Source organism: Dehalococcoides sp. (assembly GCF_041654235.1).
Taxonomy (GTDB): Bacteria; Chloroflexota; Dehalococcoidia; order Dehalococcoidales; family Dehalococcoidaceae; genus Dehalococcoides; species Dehalococcoides mccartyi_B.
Genome location: NZ_JBAZDW010000026.1, coordinates 1 through 20,680, shown reverse-complemented (window position 1 = coordinate 20,680; position 20,680 = coordinate 1). Strand labels below are relative to the sequence as shown.

The 20,680-nt window shown below is 45.9% G+C and carries 21 protein-coding genes; 9 read left to right on the top strand and 12 right to left on the bottom strand.

The genetic code is table 11. The features are described 5' to 3' along the window. Window positions 1-490 (top strand): TatD family hydrolase (locus tag WC259_RS04655; protein WP_372643352.1); only part of this gene is annotated, 490 nt, incomplete at its 5' end. Here WC259_RS04655 and nth read toward each other — a convergent pair. Continuing rightward, window positions 470-1,126, bottom strand: a complete 657-nt coding sequence (nth, locus tag WC259_RS04650; protein WP_011309377.1) for an endonuclease III — start codon at window positions 1,124-1,126, stop codon at window positions 470-472. The genes WC259_RS04655 and nth overlap by 21 nt on opposite strands. Before the next feature lie 124 nt (window positions 1,127-1,250). On the opposite strand from nth, the gene WC259_RS04645 reads away from it, so the two are divergent. After that, entirely contained in the window at window positions 1,251-2,762 is a 1,512-nt protein-coding gene (locus tag WC259_RS04645) for a cobyric acid synthase (RefSeq protein ID WP_011309378.1), read from the top strand. Next, entirely contained in the window at window positions 2,759-3,169 is a 411-nt protein-coding gene (locus WC259_RS04640; RefSeq protein WP_011309379.1) for a PaaI family thioesterase, read from the top strand. The genes WC259_RS04645 and WC259_RS04640 overlap by 4 nt, the downstream gene beginning before the upstream one ends. 7 nt (window positions 3,170-3,176) lie before the next feature. Here the strand turns inward: WC259_RS04640 and WC259_RS04635 are convergent, their stop codons facing one another. The 9 genes from WC259_RS04635 to WC259_RS04595 all read right to left on the bottom strand — a co-directional run bounded on the left by WC259_RS04635 (window position 3,177) and on the right by WC259_RS04595 (window position 12,912). Beyond that, the gene (locus WC259_RS04635) at window positions 3,177-4,007 is read right to left on the bottom strand and encodes an ABC transporter ATP-binding protein (RefSeq protein WP_011309380.1); all 831 of its coding nucleotides are present in this window, start codon (window positions 4,005-4,007) and stop codon (window positions 3,177-3,179) included. Next, window positions 3,994-4,260 (bottom strand): hypothetical protein, encoded by a 267-nt coding sequence (locus WC259_RS04630; RefSeq protein WP_011309381.1) that lies wholly within the window; start codon window positions 4,258-4,260, stop codon window positions 3,994-3,996. Before WC259_RS04630 ends, WC259_RS04635 begins: the two co-directional genes overlap by 14 nt. A gap of 9 nt (window positions 4,261-4,269) precedes the next feature. Next, window positions 4,270-5,559 (bottom strand): phenylacetate--CoA ligase family protein, encoded by a 1,290-nt coding sequence (locus tag WC259_RS04625; RefSeq protein ID WP_012984328.1) that lies wholly within the window; start codon window positions 5,557-5,559, stop codon window positions 4,270-4,272. Beyond that, window positions 5,550-6,341, bottom strand: a complete 792-nt coding sequence (locus tag WC259_RS04620; RefSeq protein WP_372643347.1) for an ABC transporter ATP-binding protein — start codon at window positions 6,339-6,341, stop codon at window positions 5,550-5,552. The genes WC259_RS04625 and WC259_RS04620 overlap by 10 nt, the downstream gene beginning before the upstream one ends. Before the next feature lie 20 nt (window positions 6,342-6,361). Further along, window positions 6,362-7,648, bottom strand: coding sequence for an ABC transporter substrate-binding protein (locus tag WC259_RS04615; RefSeq protein WP_061977274.1), 1,287 nt, complete (start codon window positions 7,646-7,648; stop codon window positions 6,362-6,364). Window positions 7,649-7,736: 88 nt separating this feature from the next. After that, window positions 7,737-9,029 (bottom strand): ABC transporter substrate-binding protein, encoded by a 1,293-nt coding sequence (locus tag WC259_RS04610; RefSeq protein WP_011309385.1) that lies wholly within the window; start codon window positions 9,027-9,029, stop codon window positions 7,737-7,739. Window positions 9,030-9,070: 41 nt separating this feature from the next. Beyond that, window positions 9,071-10,078 carry a branched-chain amino acid ABC transporter permease gene (locus tag WC259_RS04605; protein WP_238328232.1) on the bottom strand — a complete coding sequence of 336 codons (1,008 nt, stop codon included), beginning with the start codon at window positions 10,076-10,078 and terminating at the stop codon, window positions 9,071-9,073. A 47-nt stretch (window positions 10,079-10,125) separates the two neighbouring features. Further along, window positions 10,126-11,010, bottom strand: coding sequence for a branched-chain amino acid ABC transporter permease (locus WC259_RS04600; protein WP_011309387.1), 885 nt, complete (start codon window positions 11,008-11,010; stop codon window positions 10,126-10,128). Window positions 11,011-11,019: 9 nt separating this feature from the next. Then, window positions 11,020-12,912, bottom strand: a complete 1,893-nt coding sequence (locus WC259_RS04595) for an AMP-binding protein (protein ID WP_011309388.1) — start codon at window positions 12,910-12,912, stop codon at window positions 11,020-11,022. A 330-nt stretch (window positions 12,913-13,242) separates the two neighbouring features. Between WC259_RS04595 and iorA the strand changes: the two genes are divergently transcribed. Next, the gene (gene iorA / locus WC259_RS04590; RefSeq protein ID WP_012984332.1) at window positions 13,243-15,039 is read left to right on the top strand and encodes an indolepyruvate ferredoxin oxidoreductase subunit alpha; all 1,797 of its coding nucleotides are present in this window, start codon (window positions 13,243-13,245) and stop codon (window positions 15,037-15,039) included. 4 nt (window positions 15,040-15,043) lie between these two features. Continuing rightward, a complete protein-coding gene (locus WC259_RS04585; protein ID WP_011309390.1) occupies window positions 15,044-15,637 on the top strand; it encodes an indolepyruvate oxidoreductase subunit beta in 594 nt (197 codons plus the stop codon). On the opposite strand, the gene WC259_RS04580 is transcribed toward WC259_RS04585, so the two are convergent. Together WC259_RS04580 and WC259_RS04575 are read right to left on the bottom strand one after the other, a co-directional pair. Beyond that, a complete protein-coding gene (locus WC259_RS04580) occupies window positions 15,634-16,122 on the bottom strand; it encodes a CBS domain-containing protein (RefSeq protein WP_011309391.1) in 489 nt (162 codons plus the stop codon). The two genes, WC259_RS04585 and WC259_RS04580, sit on opposite strands and share 4 nt — an antisense overlap. A 216-nt stretch (window positions 16,123-16,338) precedes the next feature. Continuing rightward, window positions 16,339-16,722 carry an iron-sulfur cluster assembly scaffold protein gene (locus WC259_RS04575; protein WP_011309393.1) on the bottom strand — a complete coding sequence of 128 codons (384 nt, stop codon included), beginning with the start codon at window positions 16,720-16,722 and terminating at the stop codon, window positions 16,339-16,341. A 168-nt stretch (window positions 16,723-16,890) separates the two neighbouring features. On the opposite strand from WC259_RS04575, the gene WC259_RS04570 reads away from it, so the two are divergent. The 4 genes from WC259_RS04570 to WC259_RS04555 form a co-directional block, all read left to right on the top strand. Next, window positions 16,891-17,145, top strand: a complete 255-nt coding sequence (locus WC259_RS04570) for an SHOCT domain-containing protein (protein WP_011309394.1) — start codon at window positions 16,891-16,893, stop codon at window positions 17,143-17,145. Between the two features lie 9 nt (window positions 17,146-17,154). Continuing rightward, window positions 17,155-19,641, top strand: coding sequence for a heavy metal translocating P-type ATPase (locus WC259_RS04565; protein WP_058316851.1), 2,487 nt, complete (start codon window positions 17,155-17,157; stop codon window positions 19,639-19,641). A 97-nt stretch (window positions 19,642-19,738) separates the two neighbouring features. After that, complete coding sequence (locus WC259_RS04560; protein ID WP_011309396.1) at window positions 19,739-20,227, top strand: Hsp20/alpha crystallin family protein; 489 nt, start codon at window positions 19,739-19,741, stop codon at window positions 20,225-20,227. Between the two features lie 52 nt (window positions 20,228-20,279). Further along, window positions 20,280-20,680: ferritin-like domain-containing protein (locus WC259_RS04555; RefSeq protein ID WP_372643339.1), on the top strand; the 401-nt coding region annotated here is incomplete at its 3' end.

The window sequence follows — 20,680 nt, the reverse complement described above, 5'->3', positions numbered from 1 at the left end:
ACCGCGATTATTCTCCCGCCATACCCAGCTTGAAACCTTTTATCACCATCTGGATTTAGCTGATAAAAGCGGACTCCCGCTGATAATCCATTGCCGTCAGGCCGAAGAAGATGTGCTAAAGATACTTGCAGACTGGTCTGCCCAAAGCCCTGCTGGCGAAGGCAAAGGCGTAATCCATTGTTTCAGCGGCTCGGCAGAAACCGCATTAAAATACATAAATATGGGTTTTTACATAGGGCTGGGCGGGTACATAGGCTATCCATCTTCCAAAAAGTACAGGGCGGATTTTGCGGCTATACCCCTTGAACATATTGTGCTGGAAACAGACTGTCCGTTTTTGCCTCCCCAGCCTTACCGTGGAGAACGAAACGAACCTGCCTATGTCCCGCAAACAGCCTCAACTCTGGCAGAGATAAAAAACCTGCAGATTGAGGAAATAGCATCAGCCACCACTGCTAATGCCCGCCGTTTATTCCGCCTGGATAAATAAAAAGGCAGACGGGCAGATATCCTTGAGAACACACTCCGGACAATGCGGTTTTTTGGCATCACAAACCGCCCTCCCGTGGTCAATCAGGTAGTAAGAAAAATCCCCCCAGTATGTACGGGGGAGAAGAGCCATCAAATCCTGCTCTATTTTCACCGGGTCAGTATTGCTGGTAAGACCCAGCCGTTCAGTTAGGCGTTTAACATGGGTATCTACCGCAATCCCCTCCACCAGCCCGAAAGCATTATGTAACACCACATTTGCCGTTTTACGCCCGACTCCCGGCAGGGTAAGCATATCAGCCATGCCAGAGGGTACAACCCCACCAAAACGGCTTACAACCCCTCTGGCAGCACCTATAATATTTGCGGCCTTGTTGTGAAAGAATCCTGAAGACTTTATATCTTGTTCCAGTTCTGCTAGAGATGCCTCTGCAAAAGCCTTTGGGTCGGGATATTTTTCAAACAGAGCCGGGGTGATTTTATTTATCATCTTGTCGGTAGACTGGGCAGATAAAATAGTAGCTACCAGCATCTCAAACGGAGTAGTAAAGTTTAATGCCGTTTTAGCATCAGGATAGACTACTGAAAGACGCTTTATTATTTCCAGTGCCTGTTTTTCAGGGTTTTCAACCAGCATTTCAACCTCTCCATTTTCATTTCAAATATTATACCTCAAAAACTTTTAAGTCAGGATATTAAATAATCATAATTAGTTGTTCTTTCTCTATTAGGCTTAAGAAAAAACTGCTATAATAGGCGTCATGGCGAAATTGATAATGGTTCAAGGCACTTCCTCAAACGTAGGTAAGAGCATACTTGTAACGGCTCTTTGCCGTATATTCAAGCAGGACGGCTACAAGGTAGCCCCATACAAATCCCAAAACATGGCTCTAAATGCCTTCGTTACCAAAGAAGGCGGTGAAATCGGGCGGGCACAGGCAGTTCAGGCGGAAGCCTGCGGCATTGAACCCAGTGTGGATATGAACCCGATTCTTCTGAAGCCTGAGGCAGATTCCAGAAGCCAGATTATTGTCAACGGCAAAGTAGACCGCACCATTTCCGCCCGTGAGTATTATGAATATGCCCCCCTCCTGTTGGATACCGCACTGGCGGCCTTGAACCGCCTGCGTGAGAAAAACGATATTGTGGTTATAGAGGGTGCCGGCAGCCCGGCTGAAATAAACCTCAAACAGCGTGAAATTGTAAACATGCGCATTGCCAAAGAGGCAAGTGCGCCCGTGCTTCTGGCAGGAGATATTGACAGAGGCGGGGTTTTTGCTTCTCTTATAGGTACCATAGACCTTTTAGAGCCAGATGAACGCTATTATATAAAAGGCTACCTGATAAACAAATTCAGGGGGGATGCCAGTTTATTGAAGCCGGCCATAGATGTTCTGGAAGACCGCACTTCCATACCGGTACTGGGAATTATCCCATATCTGCGGAATATGGCTATTGCCCAAGAAGATTCCGTTTATCTGGACGAATGTAAAGGCAGTCTGGGCGAAACTGACTTGGATATTGCCGTTATCCGCTTGCCACGCATATCCAATTACGATGATTTTGACGCTTTGGCTACAGACGGGGCTTCAGTAAGATTTGTATCTAAAACTGCCGAAATCGGCAACCCAGATTTGATAATAATCCCCGGTACGAAATCCACCATACCTGATATGGAATACCTGGAGCAAAGCGGTCTGGCTGAGACTATTATTAAAAAAGCCCGTAAGGGCACACATGTTTTAGGTGTTTGCGGCGGTTACCAGATTTTGGGCAAAATGATATATGACCCCCATAAAACAGAATCTGAAACTACTGAATTGAAGGGTCTGGGGCTGCTGGATACTGAAACTACCTTTGAAAAGGAAAAGGCTACCACCCAGATAAGCGGACAGGTTAAGTTTGATAGCGGTTTACTCTCAGGTCTGGCTGGTTGTGCGGTGAGTGGTTACGAAATCCACATGGGGCGTACCCGTTTATTTTCTGCCCAACCCGCATTCCATATTACCAAAACCCCAAAAGGTCCGGCAGATTATCTGGACGGGGCATCCAATGCAGAAGGCACGGTGCTGGGCACATATATACACGGGATATTTGAAAATGCCGCTTTCCGCAGAGGCTTTTTAAATGCAATCCGGCGCCACAAAGGCATTCCGGAGCGCCAGGCAGACTATTTTGACCGTGACAAAGAATATGATAAACTGGCAGACATAGTCAGGGCAAGTATAGATATGGAAAAGATTTACGCTATTTTGAACGAGGGTATACGATGACCCCTGCTGAAGCCGAAGAAAATATCAAACTGCTCCTTGAAAAAAGCCGGACAGAGCCTGCCCTTAATTTTCTGGGCATAAAAATACTGGAACTGAAACCCGGTTACTCCAAGCTGAGTATCAAACTTAAACCGGAATTTTTAAATGCCTACGGGATAATCTTCGGAGGCATCACTATGTCTTTGGCAGATGAAGCTTTCGGGTATGCGGTAAACAGCCTGAAACTACCCACAGTTGCAGCCCAGTTCAATATCCACTTTCTGGTTGCCCCGGATAATGATGATGAACTGGTAGCAGAAGCCAAAGTAATAAAGTCAGGCCGCCGCCTTGCAGTTGCCGAGGTAGAGGTGACCAATAGCAAGGGCAAACTGATAGCCAAGGTCAGCGCCAGCGGCGTTCCTCTTTAAACCTAGACTAAGCCTGAGCAGATGTTTCATCATCACCCAGATAAGCAGCTATCACATGGGTATTATTCTTGATTTCTTCGGGTTTGCCTTCGGCTATTTTGCGTCCGAAATCCAGCACCGCAATACGGTCAGCCAGATCCATTACTACACCCATGTCATGCTCAATAAGCACGATGCACTTTACCCCGTCACGAAGTATGGGCGTATCAGGATAAGTCTCACCCTGCCCTTCAAATATGTCTACAATAAAACGGGCAATATCTTCTTTTTCTTCCAGATTCATGCCAGCCATGGGTTCATCCAGCAGCAGTACCTGAGGCTCCAGAGCCAAAGCTCTGCCCAGTTCCACCCGTTTTCGCATACCGTACGGCAGCATGCTGACTACCTTTTTGCGGACGGGCTCTATCTCCAGAAAATCTATAATGTCTTCAACTATCTTGCGATGTTCTATTTCTTCTTTATGGGCCGGCCCAAAATAAGCTCCGCCGGTCAGAAAGTTCTGTTTCATAAATATGTGTCGGGCGGCCATCAGGTTTTCAAGGGTGGTCAAGCCTGAGTAAAGCTCAATATTTTGAAAAGTACGGGCAATGCCCATTTTTGCCACCCGGTCAGGGCGGATACGGGCTATATTGTGCCCGTTATAAACAATACTGCCTGCCTGAGGTTTGTAAAAACCGTTAATACAGTTTAAAAGGCTGGTCTTGCCGGCTCCGTTTGGGCCAATTATGGCTGTTATCTGGTTATCATAAATATCCAGATTAATTTCCTTCAAGGCCTTTATACCGCCAAATGAAAGTGAGAGGTTATCTATTTTTATCTTGGCATTATCCGGACTCATTCTGTTGCCTCTCCTCATTCATAATTTTATCCCGATAGTTAATGACCCTGTGGCACAGAGGGCCTTCGCATTTTAAGCTATGTCCGCATTTCTTAGCCTTTTTAGCCATCTCTTTCAGGGTGTCACGGGAGGGCGAACCATAGGTGTCAAAAGCGGTGCAACGTACAGAACCATCTTCTTTTACTATTATGGTTATCTCATCACAAACCGCTTCGCAGAGTATGGTACAGGCGGTAATCTGCCAATCAGCCATATATTTCCCCTAATCCCACTTGCGTTCGTCCAGCATAAGTTTTGTTTCGTTTGCCAGAACACTTGCAGGTACAAATTCTATGTGGTCTGCTTTTAAAAGACACCTGTCCTGAAACTTTTTATTCAGTTCATCAGACAGCTTTTTAGCATCAAATTCCTTCTCATCATGCACACAGACAAACGTCAGTTCATCCCTGTTTGCCGGGCGGTTTATTTTTATCTGGTAACGGACTATTTCAGGAAAAAGCTTAAAGACATCTTCGGTCTGCTTGCCAACCACAAACATGCCCCGTACTTTTACTGCATCACCTACCCGCCCTATTATGCCGCTGAGTTTATATGCGGTACGTCCGCAGCTGCATTTCTCTTTTTTCAAACAAGACAAATCACCGGTGCCAAAACGCATCAATCCCCAGGTCTTGTTATTCACCGGAGTAACCACCACTTCACCAACTTCCCCTTCGGGCAGTTGTTTACCTGTTTTGGGGTCTACTATTTCCACTACATATTCATCAGACATAAGGTGCAGGCCGTTTTTTTCTTCGCACTCATAGGCTAGACAACCGCCGGTTTCGGTCACTCCGTACGCCTGAAAAGTCTCTATACCATAATCTTTTTCAAGCGTCTTTCGGGTGGAAGATGTAAGCATCTCGCCGGTAAACCAAGCACGTTTAAGATTCAAATCTTTTTTAACATCTACTCCCATCTCTTCAGCCTTGCCCAGAAGGCTCAGCAGATAGCTGGGAGTACCTACAAATGCGGTTACTTTCAGCTCCTGGATTGTTTTAATCTGCATCTCGGTATGGCCTGTGCCGGAAGCAATGGGGGTAGCCCCGCAGTCACGCAATCCTTCGTGGAAAAGTATGCCTGCCGGAGACAGGTGATAGGTAAAGGTGTTTATAACTATATCAGCCTTGCGGAAACCGGCTGCCCAGAAAGAACGCCCAAACCAGTGAATAGTGCTGGTGTGCAGTGGTTCATAAACAGGACCGGGTGAAATAAATATGCGTTCAATATTATCTTCAGGTATCATCAGAAAACCGCCATAAGGCAGGTTTTGTTTCTGCATCTCAATAAGGTCTGCTTTACGAATAATGGGCAACCTCTCCAGATCTTCCACTTTGCGTATCAAATCCGGTTTAAGCCCGGCCTTTTGGAAAATCGCTTTGGTTGCTGCCGAATTTTCATATGCGTAGACAGTAGTTTCCTTCAGTCTGTTATTCAGAAATTCAACCCTTTCGTCAAGCCCCATCGCCTCCAGCTTGTCAAAGTGGTTGTTCTTGCCATTTTCTAAAGCCATCTTTTACGCCTCTTGTAATGTTTGACCTCACGATAGCTTTTTTTAGCGCCCACCGTGGAAAGCCCCATATAAAATTCCTTAACATCCTCGTTATTGGTTAAAAACGAAGTATCCCCATCCAGCACTATACGTCCGTTTTCCAGCACGTAGCCATAATGGGCAATGGACAGGGCAACTTTTACATTTTGCTCAACCAGTAGTACGGATGTGCCCTGTTCTTCGTTAAATCTTTTGATAATGCCGAATATCTCTTTGACCATAAGCGGTGCCAAACCAAGTGAAGGCTCATCCAGCATCATCAGTTTGGGGCGTGCCATCATGGTACGCCCGATAACCAACATTTGCTGTTCCCCGCCGGAAAGATATCCGGCTGTATTATGCTGAACATGTTTCAGGCGGGGAAAATATTCGTACACCATAGATAAATCCGGTTTAATATTCTGCCGGTCTTTCCGGTTAAAAGCCCCTACAATCAGGTTCTCCTCGGTGGTAAGGTGCTCAAAAACATGTCGGCCTTCCAAAGCCTGAACTATACCCAGCTTGCCGATAGCTTCCGGATTTTTTTTCTCAATCCGCGTGCCGTCCCACTCTATATTGCCGTCTGTGACCAGCCCTTCTTCAGTGTGCAGCAGGCCGGAAATTGCTTTGAGTGTGGTGGTTTTACCGGCACCGTTGCCACCCAGCAAAGCCACAATAGACTTCTCCGGCACTTCCAGCGAAACACCGTGAAGCACCTTGATAACGTTCAGGTAGGTAACCTCTATGTTATTTACTTTGAGCATAGATAAAATATTACCTTTCGCTATTTGCCAAACCAGTCAAAATTTTCATAAGCAATGCTGGGTGTTTCTATCCAGCCGCTTATTACCTTAAGCTGACCATCTTCAATTTTGAAAACCCGAACAGATTTTACCAAGCGGTTATCTCCGACCGAGTACGAAACAGGACCATGCAGCCCTCCCACGTCATACCCGTTCAACCTTTTTATGCCGAATTCTTCAATAATCTGAGGTGTCAGGGAATTAACGCCGCCGGGTGAATTCTCTATGGCCAGACGCAATATTTCAGCAATTATCAAACCCTCTGACCATGAAACGATATAATCCATGTTGCCATAATTTTCAGGGTGGTATTTCAGACAGTATTCCTTCATTTTGGCCATGGCTGGAACATTTTCATCCCAACTCACAGTAGGATATACACCCAGTATCCCTTCAGCTTTGTCTGCTCCTAACAGCTCTACCAATGATTGGGTAAAACCGCCATGACCGCATCCTATCTGGACACCGGGGTAAATACCCAGCTCAATCATTTGCTTGACTATAACGGATGTCGGCTGAGGAGTGCTGGAGATGTATACTATGTCAGGATTCTGGTTTTTCATGTTTAACAGATTTGCGGTATCGTCATTAATAGTGGTGGAATGTTCGTATATACCTACTATTTCTACTCCCAGTTCCGCAGCCATAGCGGTTGCGGCATCACGCGCACCGTAACCGGTAGGATTTTGAAGTATCATCAGAGCTACCTTTGGTTTACCCTCACCCTGCCAGATATTTTCCATGTAATACTTCATAAAGGCTACCCAATCATCACCATAATCCGGCAGCTGGGAATATATATGCTGGGGCGGATGGGTCAGAGAGGGTGAACTGAAAGTGGTAAAACCCGGAAAACCCGCTCGGTTGGCTATTTCCATGGATGCCTGCATATCTTTTGAGGAGTTGGTGGTAAAGAAAAGGCATTCTGAAGAAATAAACTCATTTATTACGGTTACCGCTATGGCAGTGTCATATTTGGTATCACGGAATATAGGCTCAATTTTATATCCATTTACCCCGCCTAGTTCATCATTAATATACTTTATAGCATCCAGTTTGGCATTACCCTGAGGTGTGCCTTTTTCAGCAGCCGGGCCGGTATAGCACACGCTAAGACCAACTTTTAGGGTTTTATTGGTCACCAAAGGGTCATTATTGTTATTACCGGTGATATTATCCAGATTACATCCGCTTAAAACCACGGGTACAAGGGTAAGCACCAGAACCATAAATATTCTAAAGCCGATTTCAGATTTTCCTAGTCTCATCAGATCCCTCCTTTGAGGCTATATTATCTATTATTAAGCTTCGCAACACAACTCCCCGCAGATCCCCCTGTACCCGTTTACAGCTGGTTTAGCTCCCAAACCAGCTAAAATCCTCGTATCTGATAAGCGGTGCTTCCACCCAGTCACTCAAGACCTGCATAACACCACCTGATATCTGGAATACCCGAACAGCTTTTGCCAGGCGGTTATCTCCGCTTGAGTATGAAACAGGTCCTTGCAGACCACCCACGGCATAACCGTTAAGTTTCTTTATTCCGTATTCTTCAATAGCCTGCGGAGTCAGATTATCTATGCCTCCGGGGGTATTTATAAGTGCCAAACGAAGTATTTCCGCCACCATCAAACCCTCAGACCATGAGGCGATATAATCCATATTGCCATAGTTGTCAGGGTGATATTTCAGGCAGTATTCCTTCATTTTAGCCATTCCCGGCACATCTTCATCCCAGTTTACGGTGGGATAAACACCATAAATCCCTTCGGTATTGGTCACTCCGGCCAAATCTATCAGGGCTTTGGTGAATCCCCCATGACCACAGCCTATAGTCACTCCGGGATAAATATCCATCTGGTTCATCTGTTTGATAATAACAGACGTGGGTTGAGGAGTGCTGGAAATAAAGACTACATCAGGGTTTTGCCCCTTGAGGTTTATCAGATTAGCCGTATCATCAGTGATAGTGGCAGAGTGTTCGTAAACACCCACTATTTCTATACCTAAATCAGCAGCCAAAGCGTTTGCCGCATCACGAGCACCGTAACCGGTAGGATTCTGGAGTATCATAAGAGCCATCTTGGGAGTACCCTCTCCCTGCCAGATATTCTCCATGTAATATTTGGCAAAAGATGCCCAGCTGTCACCGTAATCCGGAAGCTGTGCATATATATGCTTCGGCGGATGGGTGCAAACAGGCGAACTGAAGACAGTAAAACCGGGGAAATTTGCCCTGTTGGCAATCTCCATAGAGGCCTGCATTTCTTTTGAGGCGCAGGTAGTGAAGAATAAACATTCTTTATCCATCATTTCCTGCACAATAGTAGCCGCCAGTGAAGAATCATATTTGGTATCCCGCCAAAGGACTTCTATCTGGTATCCGTTTACGCCGCCCAATTCCTCATTTATGTATTTGATTGCATCCAGTTTGGCATTCCCCATCACAGAGCCTTTTTCAGCCGCAGGACCGGTATAAGGTATGGAAAAACCGACTTTTAAAGTGGGTTTTACAGTTCCGTCAGGATTATTGACATCAGTCTCGCTTGTGCCGCATCCCCCCGCCGCCACCGAAAAAAGTAAAAGGAGCATACTAAAAAAGGATAAAGCTCCCCTCTTTATCAATTGTTTACGGTTTTGCCCTAACATGATTTATGCTCCTCCTTCTTTTCGAATTCCTATTTTTTCGCCTAATACGAGAAAGGCCAATACCGGTAAGATGACTTGAACAACTGCCAGCGGTGGGCGAGGCCCCTTGGTTCAAGCACCAGGAATAAGACGATTGCCAGACCGAAGACCATAGGCCCAAGCCCGGCTGCAAACCCGGATGGCAACTGCGGAAAAGCAGAGCCCATCAGGGGAGATACATATTGCACTCCCTGTTGAAGCAGGCGGATAAACAGTGTCCCTAATATAGGGCCTACCCCTGTACCCAATCCGCCGATAATCACAATACCTACATACAAAATAGAATCTGACAGAGTGAAGTTTTCAGCCGTCAAATAACCTATCCAGTGAGCCATGAGCGAACCTGCCACACCAGCCAGAAAACATCCGATGAAAAATGCCAGAAGCTTGTATCTAAATACATTTATACCCATAACCTCGGCCGCCAAATCATTATCCCGTATGGCTACAAATGCCCGTCCTATACGGGTGCGGGCAATATTTTTCATAAAGAAGATAGCCAAAACCGCCACCAGCATAATGATGAAAAACTGGCTGCCCTGAGTAGTAAAGTCAAAGTTAAAAAGGTTGATTGGAGGTATCACAATGCCGTTGAAACCGCCGGTCAGACCTGACCAGTGGTTTATTACCCAGATAATAATGAACTGGGCGGCAATGGTAGAAATGGCCAGATAAAACCCTTTTACCCGCAGGGAAGGCAACCCGAACAAAACACCTACCAGCCCGGCCATAATGCCTGAGGCTATCATATCAAAGGGGAAAGGCACACCCAGCTTATTTGCCAAAATAGCGGTGGTGTATGCCCCTACTGCAATAAAGCCGGCATGACCTACCGAAAGCTGGCCGCAATATCCCATCAATATATTTAAGCCGGCGGCGGCAATAACTGTAATGCCTATGAGGTTTAATATCCCCAGCCAGTAACTGTTGATATTGAAAGGCAGGCTGAACAGGAGTATCAAAAAACCTATAAGCATGGCCCAGTGGGTTTTGGTACGGAAAATTGCCATATCCGTCTTATAGCTAAAATTACGCGTTCCGCAAGGTAAATCCATGGCTATATCCTCTCGATGCGTTCCTGCCCAAACAGGCCATACGGCTTGATGAACATTACTATGATAATGATGATAAAGGGTATCACTTCCTTGACACCCGGCCAGGTAAGGGCAGTGAGATAACCGCCTCCCAGATTTTCAGCCAAACCGATTATAGGTCCGGCTATCATGGCACCCAGGAACGAATCAAGTCCGCCCAGTATCACCACTGAAAAGGCCTTGATACCGGTTTCCACCAGCCCCAGAGTGATACCGCCGATACTGGACATTAATACCCCGCCCACCGCCGCCAAAACTATGGCCAGCATCCATGACAGTGAGAATATACGGGTTACGGGTATGCCGCAGGCCTGAACTGCCTGTTGGTCATCAGCAGTAGCCCTCATGGCTACACCCATTTTGTGATATTTGAAAAAGATGGTCAGCAGGGCAAAAAGCAGTAAAGATATGCCGGCCGCCCACACATATTCCTGCGAGATAACAGCTGAACCGATATGGATAGGCGTTTCGGGGAATATCTTCGGCATAGCTGCCACGCTCTGCGGCCAGACAAAACTGACTACACCCTCAAGGAAAAATCCCACCCCCAGTGTCACTGTAACCAATGAAAGAATAGGTTGGCCGATAAGCGGTCTGAGGATAATTCTTTCCATCAGCCAGCCCAAAGCCAGTGCAAATAAAACCACACAGATAAATCCCAGCCAAAGGGGCATGCCTACCTGTGCCAGCATACTGTAGGTAAACCACGAGCATATAAGAACCATCTGCCCCAGTGCCAGATTGGCTACCGATGAGGATTTCCAGATAAGGGTAAAACCCAGAGCAATCAGAGAGTATACCAGACCGACTGTAATGCCGGTTATTATATATTGTAATAAATCTGCCATAATCTCCGCCTACAAAGACCTTACTTTTATACTGGTAGTTACCACACCCTTGCGTCCGTCCCGATAGGTTACCGCCGCTTCCACCTTTACTTCCTTATTCAGATGGTACATGGCATCTATCAGGTCTTTATATCTTTCGGATACAAATCCCCGCCGAAGTTTTCGGGTACGGGTAAGTTCAGCTTCATCGGGGTCAAACTCTTTATGCAGCAAAACAAATTTCCTTACCCTAGAGCCTTCCGGCAAATAACTGTTTACCCTCATAAGGTCTTTGGCCACTAAATCAGCTATTTCATTTTTCTGGGAAAGATCTACAAAGGTAGTGAAATTCAAACGGTTTTTCTGTGCCCATTTGCTTACCATAGTGAAATCAATATTTATAATAGCGGTTACATATTCCTTGTCTTCACCGCCAACTACCATGGCATCTTTTATATAAGGGCTGAAACGCAAGCGTCCTTCAATATACTGAGGGGCATATTTTATCCCGTTTGCCAGCACTCCCAAGTCCTTAAGGCGGTCAAGGAATATCAGGTGGCCCTTTTCGTTTATATTTACAGCATCACCAGTAGCAAACCAGCCATCCCGAAAACTTTGGGCAGTTCTCTCAGGATCTTTGTAATAGCCGCTGAACATACAGTCACTGCGGATAAGGAGTTCACCTTCATCTGTCAGGCGTACCTCGGTGCCCAGCGCCGGCCGTCCCACACTTTCAAAGCTTATATCACCCTTACCATGGGAAGAAATAAACCCGGCTTCAGTTGAAGCATAATTCTGCCTTAGCTCAATACCCATGGAATGTATCATTTTAAAAGTATCCAGCGAAAGCACCGAACTTCCGGTAACCCCGAATCTTACCTTGCTGACTCCAAGTTTATCTTTCAACGGATGAAACAGCAGAGCGTCTGCTATTTTATGGCCTACCATGAGAGGCAAACCGGGCTTGCCTCCGGTGAGAGTTTTTTCGGCCATTTTATATCCCACGGGTGAAAGCACTTTATAAGCCAAACGTTTCAAGGGGTGGGCGTCCATTATTTTTACCTGTATCTCACTTACCAGACTCTCCCACTGACGCGGGCCGTATATGACGAAGTTAGGCCCAATCTCACGGGTATCTTCGGCTACCGTTTCCGGTTCTTCAGGAAAATTCAGGCGTGCCCCGGAGAGAATGTGGGGTATAGTGGCAAAAAAACTGTCCCCCACCCATGAGGCAGGGAAATTGGAAATAAGATCGTCTTTATAACTCAGCGGGTAACGGGCAACAAAACCCTTTGCAGTAGTAATAAGGGAACGGTGGCTGAGCATAGCCCCTTTTTGCAGGCCGGTAGTACCTGAAGTGTAATAAACAAAGGCTATATCATCTGGTTTGGTAGTATCTAGCAGTCGCTCAAATAAATCTAGATTGGCTTTTTCGTATTCCCTGCCCAGCTTTATTACTTCTTTAAAGCTTACAAGCATGGGGTCATCGTAGTTTTTAAGCCCTTTGGGATCCCAGTAAATAATCTTAATTAAGTTTGGCAGTTCGGGCAGCAGCTCAAGAAATTTGTCTGCCTGTTCTTGGTCATTTACCACTGCCACTCTTACTTCAGCATGGCTGGCAATATATTTAACCTCGTCAGGTATGGAATCAACGTATATACCGGTAGGAATTGCACCAATAGACTGGGCGGCAAATTCCGCCCAAAACCATTCGGGTTCATTATCGCCTATAATAGCCACCCGGTCGGAAGGTTTGGTACCTAGGCTAAGCAAACCCAAACCGAAATATTTTACGGTTTGATAATAATCACTCCAGGTATATTTTTGCCATATACCCAGATTTTTCATACACATGGCAGGCTTATCGCCCCATTGCTCGGCGTTATGTTTTACCAGTTTGGGTATCGTGTCTACTTCAGCCATAACAACCCTCTTTATTTATCTGCCTAAAAAACTTCACCTCCCGCGTGGGGGAGGTGAGTCTGTAAAACACTGTTACCTATAAATCGGTTTACCTATTTTTACTCATCAGCTACCCCCGAAAGCGCACACAGGGTGCGCCCGGTAAACATGAAGCAAAAATAAGTGTAGCCTGCGTATTTCATTGGCGTAGTGTAACACAGGAACAAATAGGTGTCAAACAATATTCTTTTATATTCTAATAGTTGGTCAGTAGCGTATAAATACTGCCTGATTGACAAGCCGAAAGCTATTGATTATTCTAGAACTATTATCCAACGGGAGAACAAGGTCTTGAAAAAGCTATTATCCGGCAATGAAGCTTTAGCCTTAGGTGCGTATGACGCAGGTCTTAAACTGGCCGCTGCCTATCCCGGCACTCCCAGTACCGAAATAATGGAAAATCTGGCTAAATTTCCAGATATACATACCCAGTGGTCATCTAACGAAGCCGTAGCCGTAGAAGTAGCTACCGGTGCATCGTACACCGGGGTACGGGCACTGGCTGCCATGAAACACGTAGGCCTCAATGTAGCCGCCGATGCGTTTATGGCTGTTTCCACCACCGGTGTAAAGGGTGGATTAGTCATAATAGTAGCGGATGACCCCGGCATACATTCATCCCAGAACGAACAGGATACCCGCCACTATGCACATCTTTCAAAAATGCCGGTGCTTGAGCCGTCAAACAGCCAGGAGGCTTATGATTATATGGCTCTGGCATTTGAGCTAAGCGAACATTTTGACACTCCGGTAATTCTGCGCAGTACTACCCGTGTTTCCCATTCCAGTTCTCTGGTAGAAACCCTCTCCGAAAGACAGGTACCTACCCTGCCAAGCTTCAAACACGACGCCTCTAAACTGGTTATGGTACCCACCGCTGCCCGCATGCAGTGGCCGAAGGTACTTAAACGGGAAGAACTGATAGGCGAATATGCCGAAACCTGCCCCTTTAACAAATACATACCCGGAAATGCCAAACTGGGTATTATAAGCAGCGGCATTGCTTTTCAGTATGCCAGAGAAGTTTTCCCTGAAGCTTCTTTCCTGAAGCTGGGTATGACTTTCCCTTTGCCAAAAAACCTTATAAAAGAATTCAGCCAGAGTGTTGAAACTATATTTGTTGTAGAGGAACTGGATTCAGTTATTGAAGATGCTCTCTGCCGCATGGGTATTTCGGCAATAGGCAAAAAATATGTACCCCGCAGCGGCGAACTGAACCCGGATACCATCCGTGCTTCTGCCGTAAAGGCAGGCATACTACCTGAACCAAAAGATATTCTGTTTAAACCTGCCACTTCAGACTTTCCCAAGCGGCCGCCGCTTTTATGTGCCGGTTGCCCGCATACCGGCGTATTTTTTACCCTTAGCACACTGGGGCAGCGTTCGGCTCTGCCCGGAAAACCCAAACGTGAGCCCAAGCTGGTACTTGCAGGTGACATAGGCTGTTACACTCTGGGTGCTTACCCCCCGCTTTCAGCTATGGATACCTGTGGCTGCATGGGCGGAAGCATCAGCCAGGCGGTAGGTATGGGAAAATCGGGCCTGACCGAGCCAGTTATAGCCATTATAGGTGACTCCACCTTTATGCATTCCGGTATAAATGGTCTAATTAATGCGGTTTATAACCAGTCACGGATAACCATACTTATACTGGATAACCGCACCACCGCCATGACCGGCCATCAGGGAAACCCCGGTTGCGGTATTGCCGCAAGTGGTCAAACAGTTACCGAAGTGAATCTGGAAGAACTGGTAAAGGGAGCGGGCATAAAAAACCTCCAAATTATCCCTGCTTTTGACCTGAAATCCCTAAGAAACGGGCTGAAGAATGCGATATCCAGCGGGGAACTGAATGTGATAATTGTACGCGGGGAATGCAATGTAATCTGCCGTAAACGTTCCTTGCCCAATATTATAGACACCGGCCTGTGCAACCGCTGTGACGCCTGTCTTCTTTTAGGCTGTCCGGCTATCCAGCGTGAGGGTGATAAGCTATTTATAGACCCGGGTCTTTGTACCGGCAATAACTGCAACCTGTGCCATCAGGTCTGCCCCCAAAAAGCCATTAAAACCAATGAGGCGGCGTAAGTTTATGAAAAAGTTTGATATATTGATTGTGGGCGTGGGGGGACAGGGAGTCATACTGGCAAGTAATGTGCTGTGCGATGCGGCTATGGCCGCCGGCTATGATGTCAAAAAGACTGATACGCTCGGCATGGCTCAACGCGGAGGAAGTGTAGTCAGCCACCTCCGTTTTGCTAAGGAAGTCCGCTCTCCCCTTATTTCAAAAGGGCAAACAGACCTTATTATTGCCTTTGAAAAACTGGAGTCTGCCCGCTATATGGAGTATCTGGGTTCACAAACCAAAGCGGTTATAAATGATATGGCCATGCCTCCGGCTTCCATAAGTCTGGGCCTGTCAAAATACCCTTCAGATGCCGAAATACTGGACGGATATACCCGCTTAGGTATAAAAGTGGATTTTATAGCCGCAAATCAGGCAGTCAAAGAGCTGGGCAATCCTAAAATGCTGAATATATACCTTCTGGGATATGCCGCCCGTTATCTGCCCTTTGATTTTGAAATACTAACCGAGGCTATAAAGAAACGCCTTCCGCCAAAGTTACTTGAGGCAAATTTGAAAGCATTTTCAGCGGGATACACAGCGTCCGCTAAGCAAAGCTAACTCAGGGAGCAAGTATTATCAGATTCGGCAGATGCAATATCTACCAAAAGCTTTGAAAGCAAGTCTGAAATTCTCAGTTCACCCACCAGTTTGCCTGCATCATCTATTACCGGCATTTCTACCATTTCCTTGTCTGCCATCAGGTTTATGGCATGAGCAATGGCATCGGTTTGTTTGACGCTGATAATTTCGGAAGTTATTTCTTTAATAGTGCATGACTGGCTGAGTCGCAGTACTTCAAAAGCATCCGAACGGGTCACGATATGTTTTTCAGACACAATATTCAGCTTCACTTTTACCCATTCAAGCAGCTGTTTAAGTTTAACAACCCCGGTCAAAATGCCATCTTTATTTACCACGAAAAGGACGTGGGTGTGCGTATGAGCAGCAAAAGCCTTTATGGCATATTCAATACCCATATCATCTTTAACCATCCGCTTGTCGGATATCTTTTCACACAGTTCACTGACGATAACGTTTTCCAAAATCCCTCACCCGTCTATTTTTCTTTTTGTACAGTTATCTCTGCCTGGCAATGGGGGCAACAGGATTCTCCCCGTCCAAGCAACCCACCACAAGCAGGGCAATAAAAAAGTGACAGCTTGCAGGCTTTGCAGAAAGGCATGCGTGCTTCAGTTTCAGTAGTAATATCACAATATGGGCAAGCAGCAGGATTTTTACCGGAATTTGAGTGTGTCATATTAACCTCTGGCCTGAACTTTGATTTTATAGTCGGCAATAGCGCTGTGCAAGGCTTGTGGCCCCATTTGGGAACAATGGTTACGGTTCTGGGGCAACCCCTTTATTTCAGCCTCTACTGCCTTGTTATCAATCTTCATGGCTTCTTCAATTGTCTTGCCGGTAGCCATCAGGCTTACCAAACTGGATATAGCTACAGCCGCCCCGCAGCCATAAGTTTTAAACTTAACTTCTACCAAACGGTTATCTTTAACCCTTATGTAAAATTCAGTAACATCGCCACAAACGGCATTGCCGGCCCTGCCTATCCCGTCAGGATTTTCCATTTCACCTGAATTAAGAGGATTAACGAAATATTCCATAACCTTTTCAAAGTACAAAGTCATATCACATCCCCTTTTCCCCGGATACTATTAGGATAACAATAGAAAAACCAAAAAGCAAAACTTAACTCTTATATAATTTTAACACATACTTTTTAAGCTTAACAGTCAAACCTTAAACCATATCTTGTGTGCTATAATATTACAAAATATGCCGAGGAGGCCAAAACCATGATGTTTGATTGGTCAAGTGCTGGCTGGGGCTGGATGATTTTTGGCGGTATCTTCATGGTCATTTTCTGGTGTGCTATTATCGGAGTAATTATCTGGGGCATTATCCACCTTACTAAAAAAGGGCAGACTGCATCTTCCGTTTCATCTGCAACCAATAAAACCCATTACATGGAAATATTGAAAGAACGCTATGCAAAGGGCGAGATAACCAAGGAAGAATTTGATCAAATGAAAAAAGACCTCTTGTCTTAGCCCAAAGCAATGCCTGAAAATAACCTGACAGATACTCTGCCCAAGATAATTACAGGTATAAGCGGCATGTCATGTACCAGATGTGCCGCCGGTATAGAAGGCCGTTTGTCAAAAACAGCCGGGGTAATAAACCCCAAACTGAATTTCGCCTCCGGCAAGCTTATATTTAATTATGATCCTTCCATTATCAATCTGGCAGATATCAAGTCAATTATCACTGATTTGGGTTATGGCATTATCAGCCGCAAATCCATTTTCCCCATAAAAGGCCTCCACTGTGCATCCTGTGTAGCCAGGGCAGAAAAAGCTCTGAAGAATACCGTCGGCGTAATTAATGCCAGTGTCAATCTGGCTAACCAGACTGCCAGTGTAGAATATCTGGACTCCATTACTTTCCGCGAACTCAGCCAGTCTATAAGCAATATGGGTTATGAACTTTTGCCTGAAGAAACGCCTCAGGATGAACTTTCCCGGTCAGAAGATGCCGAAACCCGTAAATTGAAACGGGAACTTTCCGTCGCTTTGCTACTTGGAATATGTCTTATGATAACCGGTTTCCTGCCTGCATTCAGCGGTAAGGAATTTTTGATGTTCCTGCTGGCTACGCCTGTTCAATTTTGGGCAGGTATACGATTTTACAGAGGGGCATTTTCCGCCCTGAAAAACCGTACTACAGATATGAATACCCTTATAGCACTGGGTACTTCCGCAGCCTATCTGTACAGCCTGATAGCTTTGCTATTTCCATCTTTATTTGATTCGCCCCTGCTGGAAAAACACCTGTACTTTGACACCTCCGCCATGATTATCGCCCTTATCCTGACCGGGCGTTTTTTGGAATCCCGTGCCAGAGGGCGTACCTCTGATGCCATTCGCCGTCTGATAGGTCTGCAGCCTAATACTGCCTCAGTTATCAAAGACGGCAAGGAGATTTTGGTAAGCATCAGCCAAGTTATGGCAGGCGATAAGATTGTTATCCGCCCGGGTGAAAGACTGCCGGTAGACGGACTGATACTGGAGGGTTATTCCAGTCTGGATGAATCTATGATAACCGGCGAAAGTATTCCGTCTGAAAAAAAGACCGGTGATAATGTCATTGGCGGTACATTCAATCAAACCGGTGCGTTTACATATGAAGCCCGAAAAGTTGGGGCAGATACCGCACTTGCCCGTATAATCCGTCTGGTTGAGGAAGCTCAGGGTAGCAAAGCCCCTATTCAGCGTCTGGCAGATAAAATAGCCTCGGTCTTTGTGCCTGCGGTTATAGGAATAGCTATATTGACCTTTGTTTTCTGGCTGGCCTTAGGGCCTGAGCCATCTTTTACTTATGCATTTTTGAACCTGATAGCAGTACTGATTATCGCCTGCCCGTGTGCTTTGGGGCTGGCCACACCTACAGCCTTGATTGTCGGCATGGGAAAAGGGGCTGAAAACGGGATACTTATTCGCAGTGCAGTAGCTCTGGAGAAAATGCATAAGCTGGATACTATTGTACTGGATAAAACAGGCACCCTTACCCGCGGCAAACCGGTACTGAGCAATCTGGTAAGCCACCGTCTGGATAAAGATGCCTTTTTAACTTTGACTGCTTCTGCCGAACAGTTTTCCGAGCACCCGCTGGCCAAAGCTATCTTGAAAGAAGCTGTACGCAAAAAACTTGAACTTTCAAACCCGTCGGAATTTTCCGCTTTGCCCGGTGCAGGATTAAAAGCTACCATAAACGGCGCCCAAATACTCATTGGCAACGCCAACCTGATGCAGTCCAATAATATATCACTGGGTGCATATCAGGCTGAAGCTGATAAACTCTGGGAAGCGGGGGAAAGCCTTATTTTCGTAGCTGTAGATGGCAAACCTGAGGGTATTGTGGCCATCAGGGATATTTTGAAACGCGAATCTGCTGCGGTTATTGCCGAACTGAAAGCAAACAAACTTAATCCGGTTATGCTCACAGGTGACAACCACCGGGCAGCCAAACGTATTGCAGATGAGTTGGGCATAAACCAATATATAGCTGAGGTCAAACCCGAAGACAAGTCTAATCTGATAAAAGACCTTCAGGCAAAAGGTCACTTTGTAGCGATGGTGGGGGACGGTATCAATGATGCCCCTGCACTGGCTAAGGCAGATGTAGGCATAGCCATTGGCACCGGCACCGATATAGCTATGGAAACCGGTGATATCACCCTTATTTCAGGTGATCTTTTCGGCATTACCAAAGCTATTCGTTTGAGCAAGGCAACTTTAAATACTATCCGCCAGAACCTTTTCTGGGCGTTCTTCTATAATATTATTCTGATTCCGGTAGCAGCCGGTGTACTCTACCTGTTTTTCAGCCAGAATGGCGTGCCTCAACCCCTGCGGTTCTTTCTGGGGGAATACGGCTTTTTAAACCCCATACTGGCGGCTCTGGCCATGGCTATCAGCTCTCTGACCGTAGTCGGCAACTCTCTCCGCTTGCGAAGTCTAAAACTAAGTAGCTATCCGAAGCAATAATACATACGTTATAAGTAGTGATACGTATTGAGACATTTTTGCCTGCGTGTCATACTTTTTATATGGATAATGAGCGGGCATAAAAGGAGGTATGATTATGACTCTGGAAAGATGGCAACCCGGTTGGTCACTTCGCCCCTGGCGTCCTTTCCGAGAAGTACTCAGTCCCGGCCTCTGGAACATGCTTACTAATGAACGTGACTGGCTGCCGGCAACCGAAATGGTAGAACTCAAAGACAAATATCTGATAAAAGCAGAAATGCCCGGAATAAACGAAGAGGATATTGAAGTCTCGGTATCTGATAACGTTCTCAGCATAAAAGGTGAAAAAAAGTGCGATTGCGAAATATCAGAAGAGAACTATTATTTCAGTGAGAGGAGTTACGGCAGTTTCTCACGCTCTATGACCCTGCCCAATAATACCGACCCTCAGAATATTGCTGCCACTCTGGATAATGGCATTCTGGAAATTACCATACCCAAGTCATCTGAGGCCAAACCCAAAAAAGTTTCGGTAATCAAGGCCGCCAAACCCAAAAAAACTGACCTTAATACCCAATCCATAAAACCTAAAGCCCAATCCTGACAATGGCTATACACTGCCCGCTCTAAATAATCCAAATAGAGAAAGGACTCCAATGGAAAAATCAAAAACCATAGAGCTACTCACCAAAGATATGGAAGATGAGCATGGAGCCATTATCCAATATCTGGGTCATGCATATGCTATCGGCGAAGGTGAGGTAGCTTGTGAAATAGAAGCCATTGCCCGTGAAGAAATGCGCCATCTGGACTGGCTTGCAGAAGCTATCACAGCTTTGGGCGGCGAACTGAGTTTTAAACGCGGCATGATGGATATGACCGGTAAGACTGTATCTGAATGGATGCAGGCTAATGTGGGGCTTGAGAATGGAGCTATTACCCAATACCGCGAGCATATAAAACTCATTGATGACCCCAAGATTAAGCGCTTGTTAGAACGCATACTCGCAGATGAAGAATCCCATCAGGGTGATTTCAAGCATTTTGTTGAAAAAAC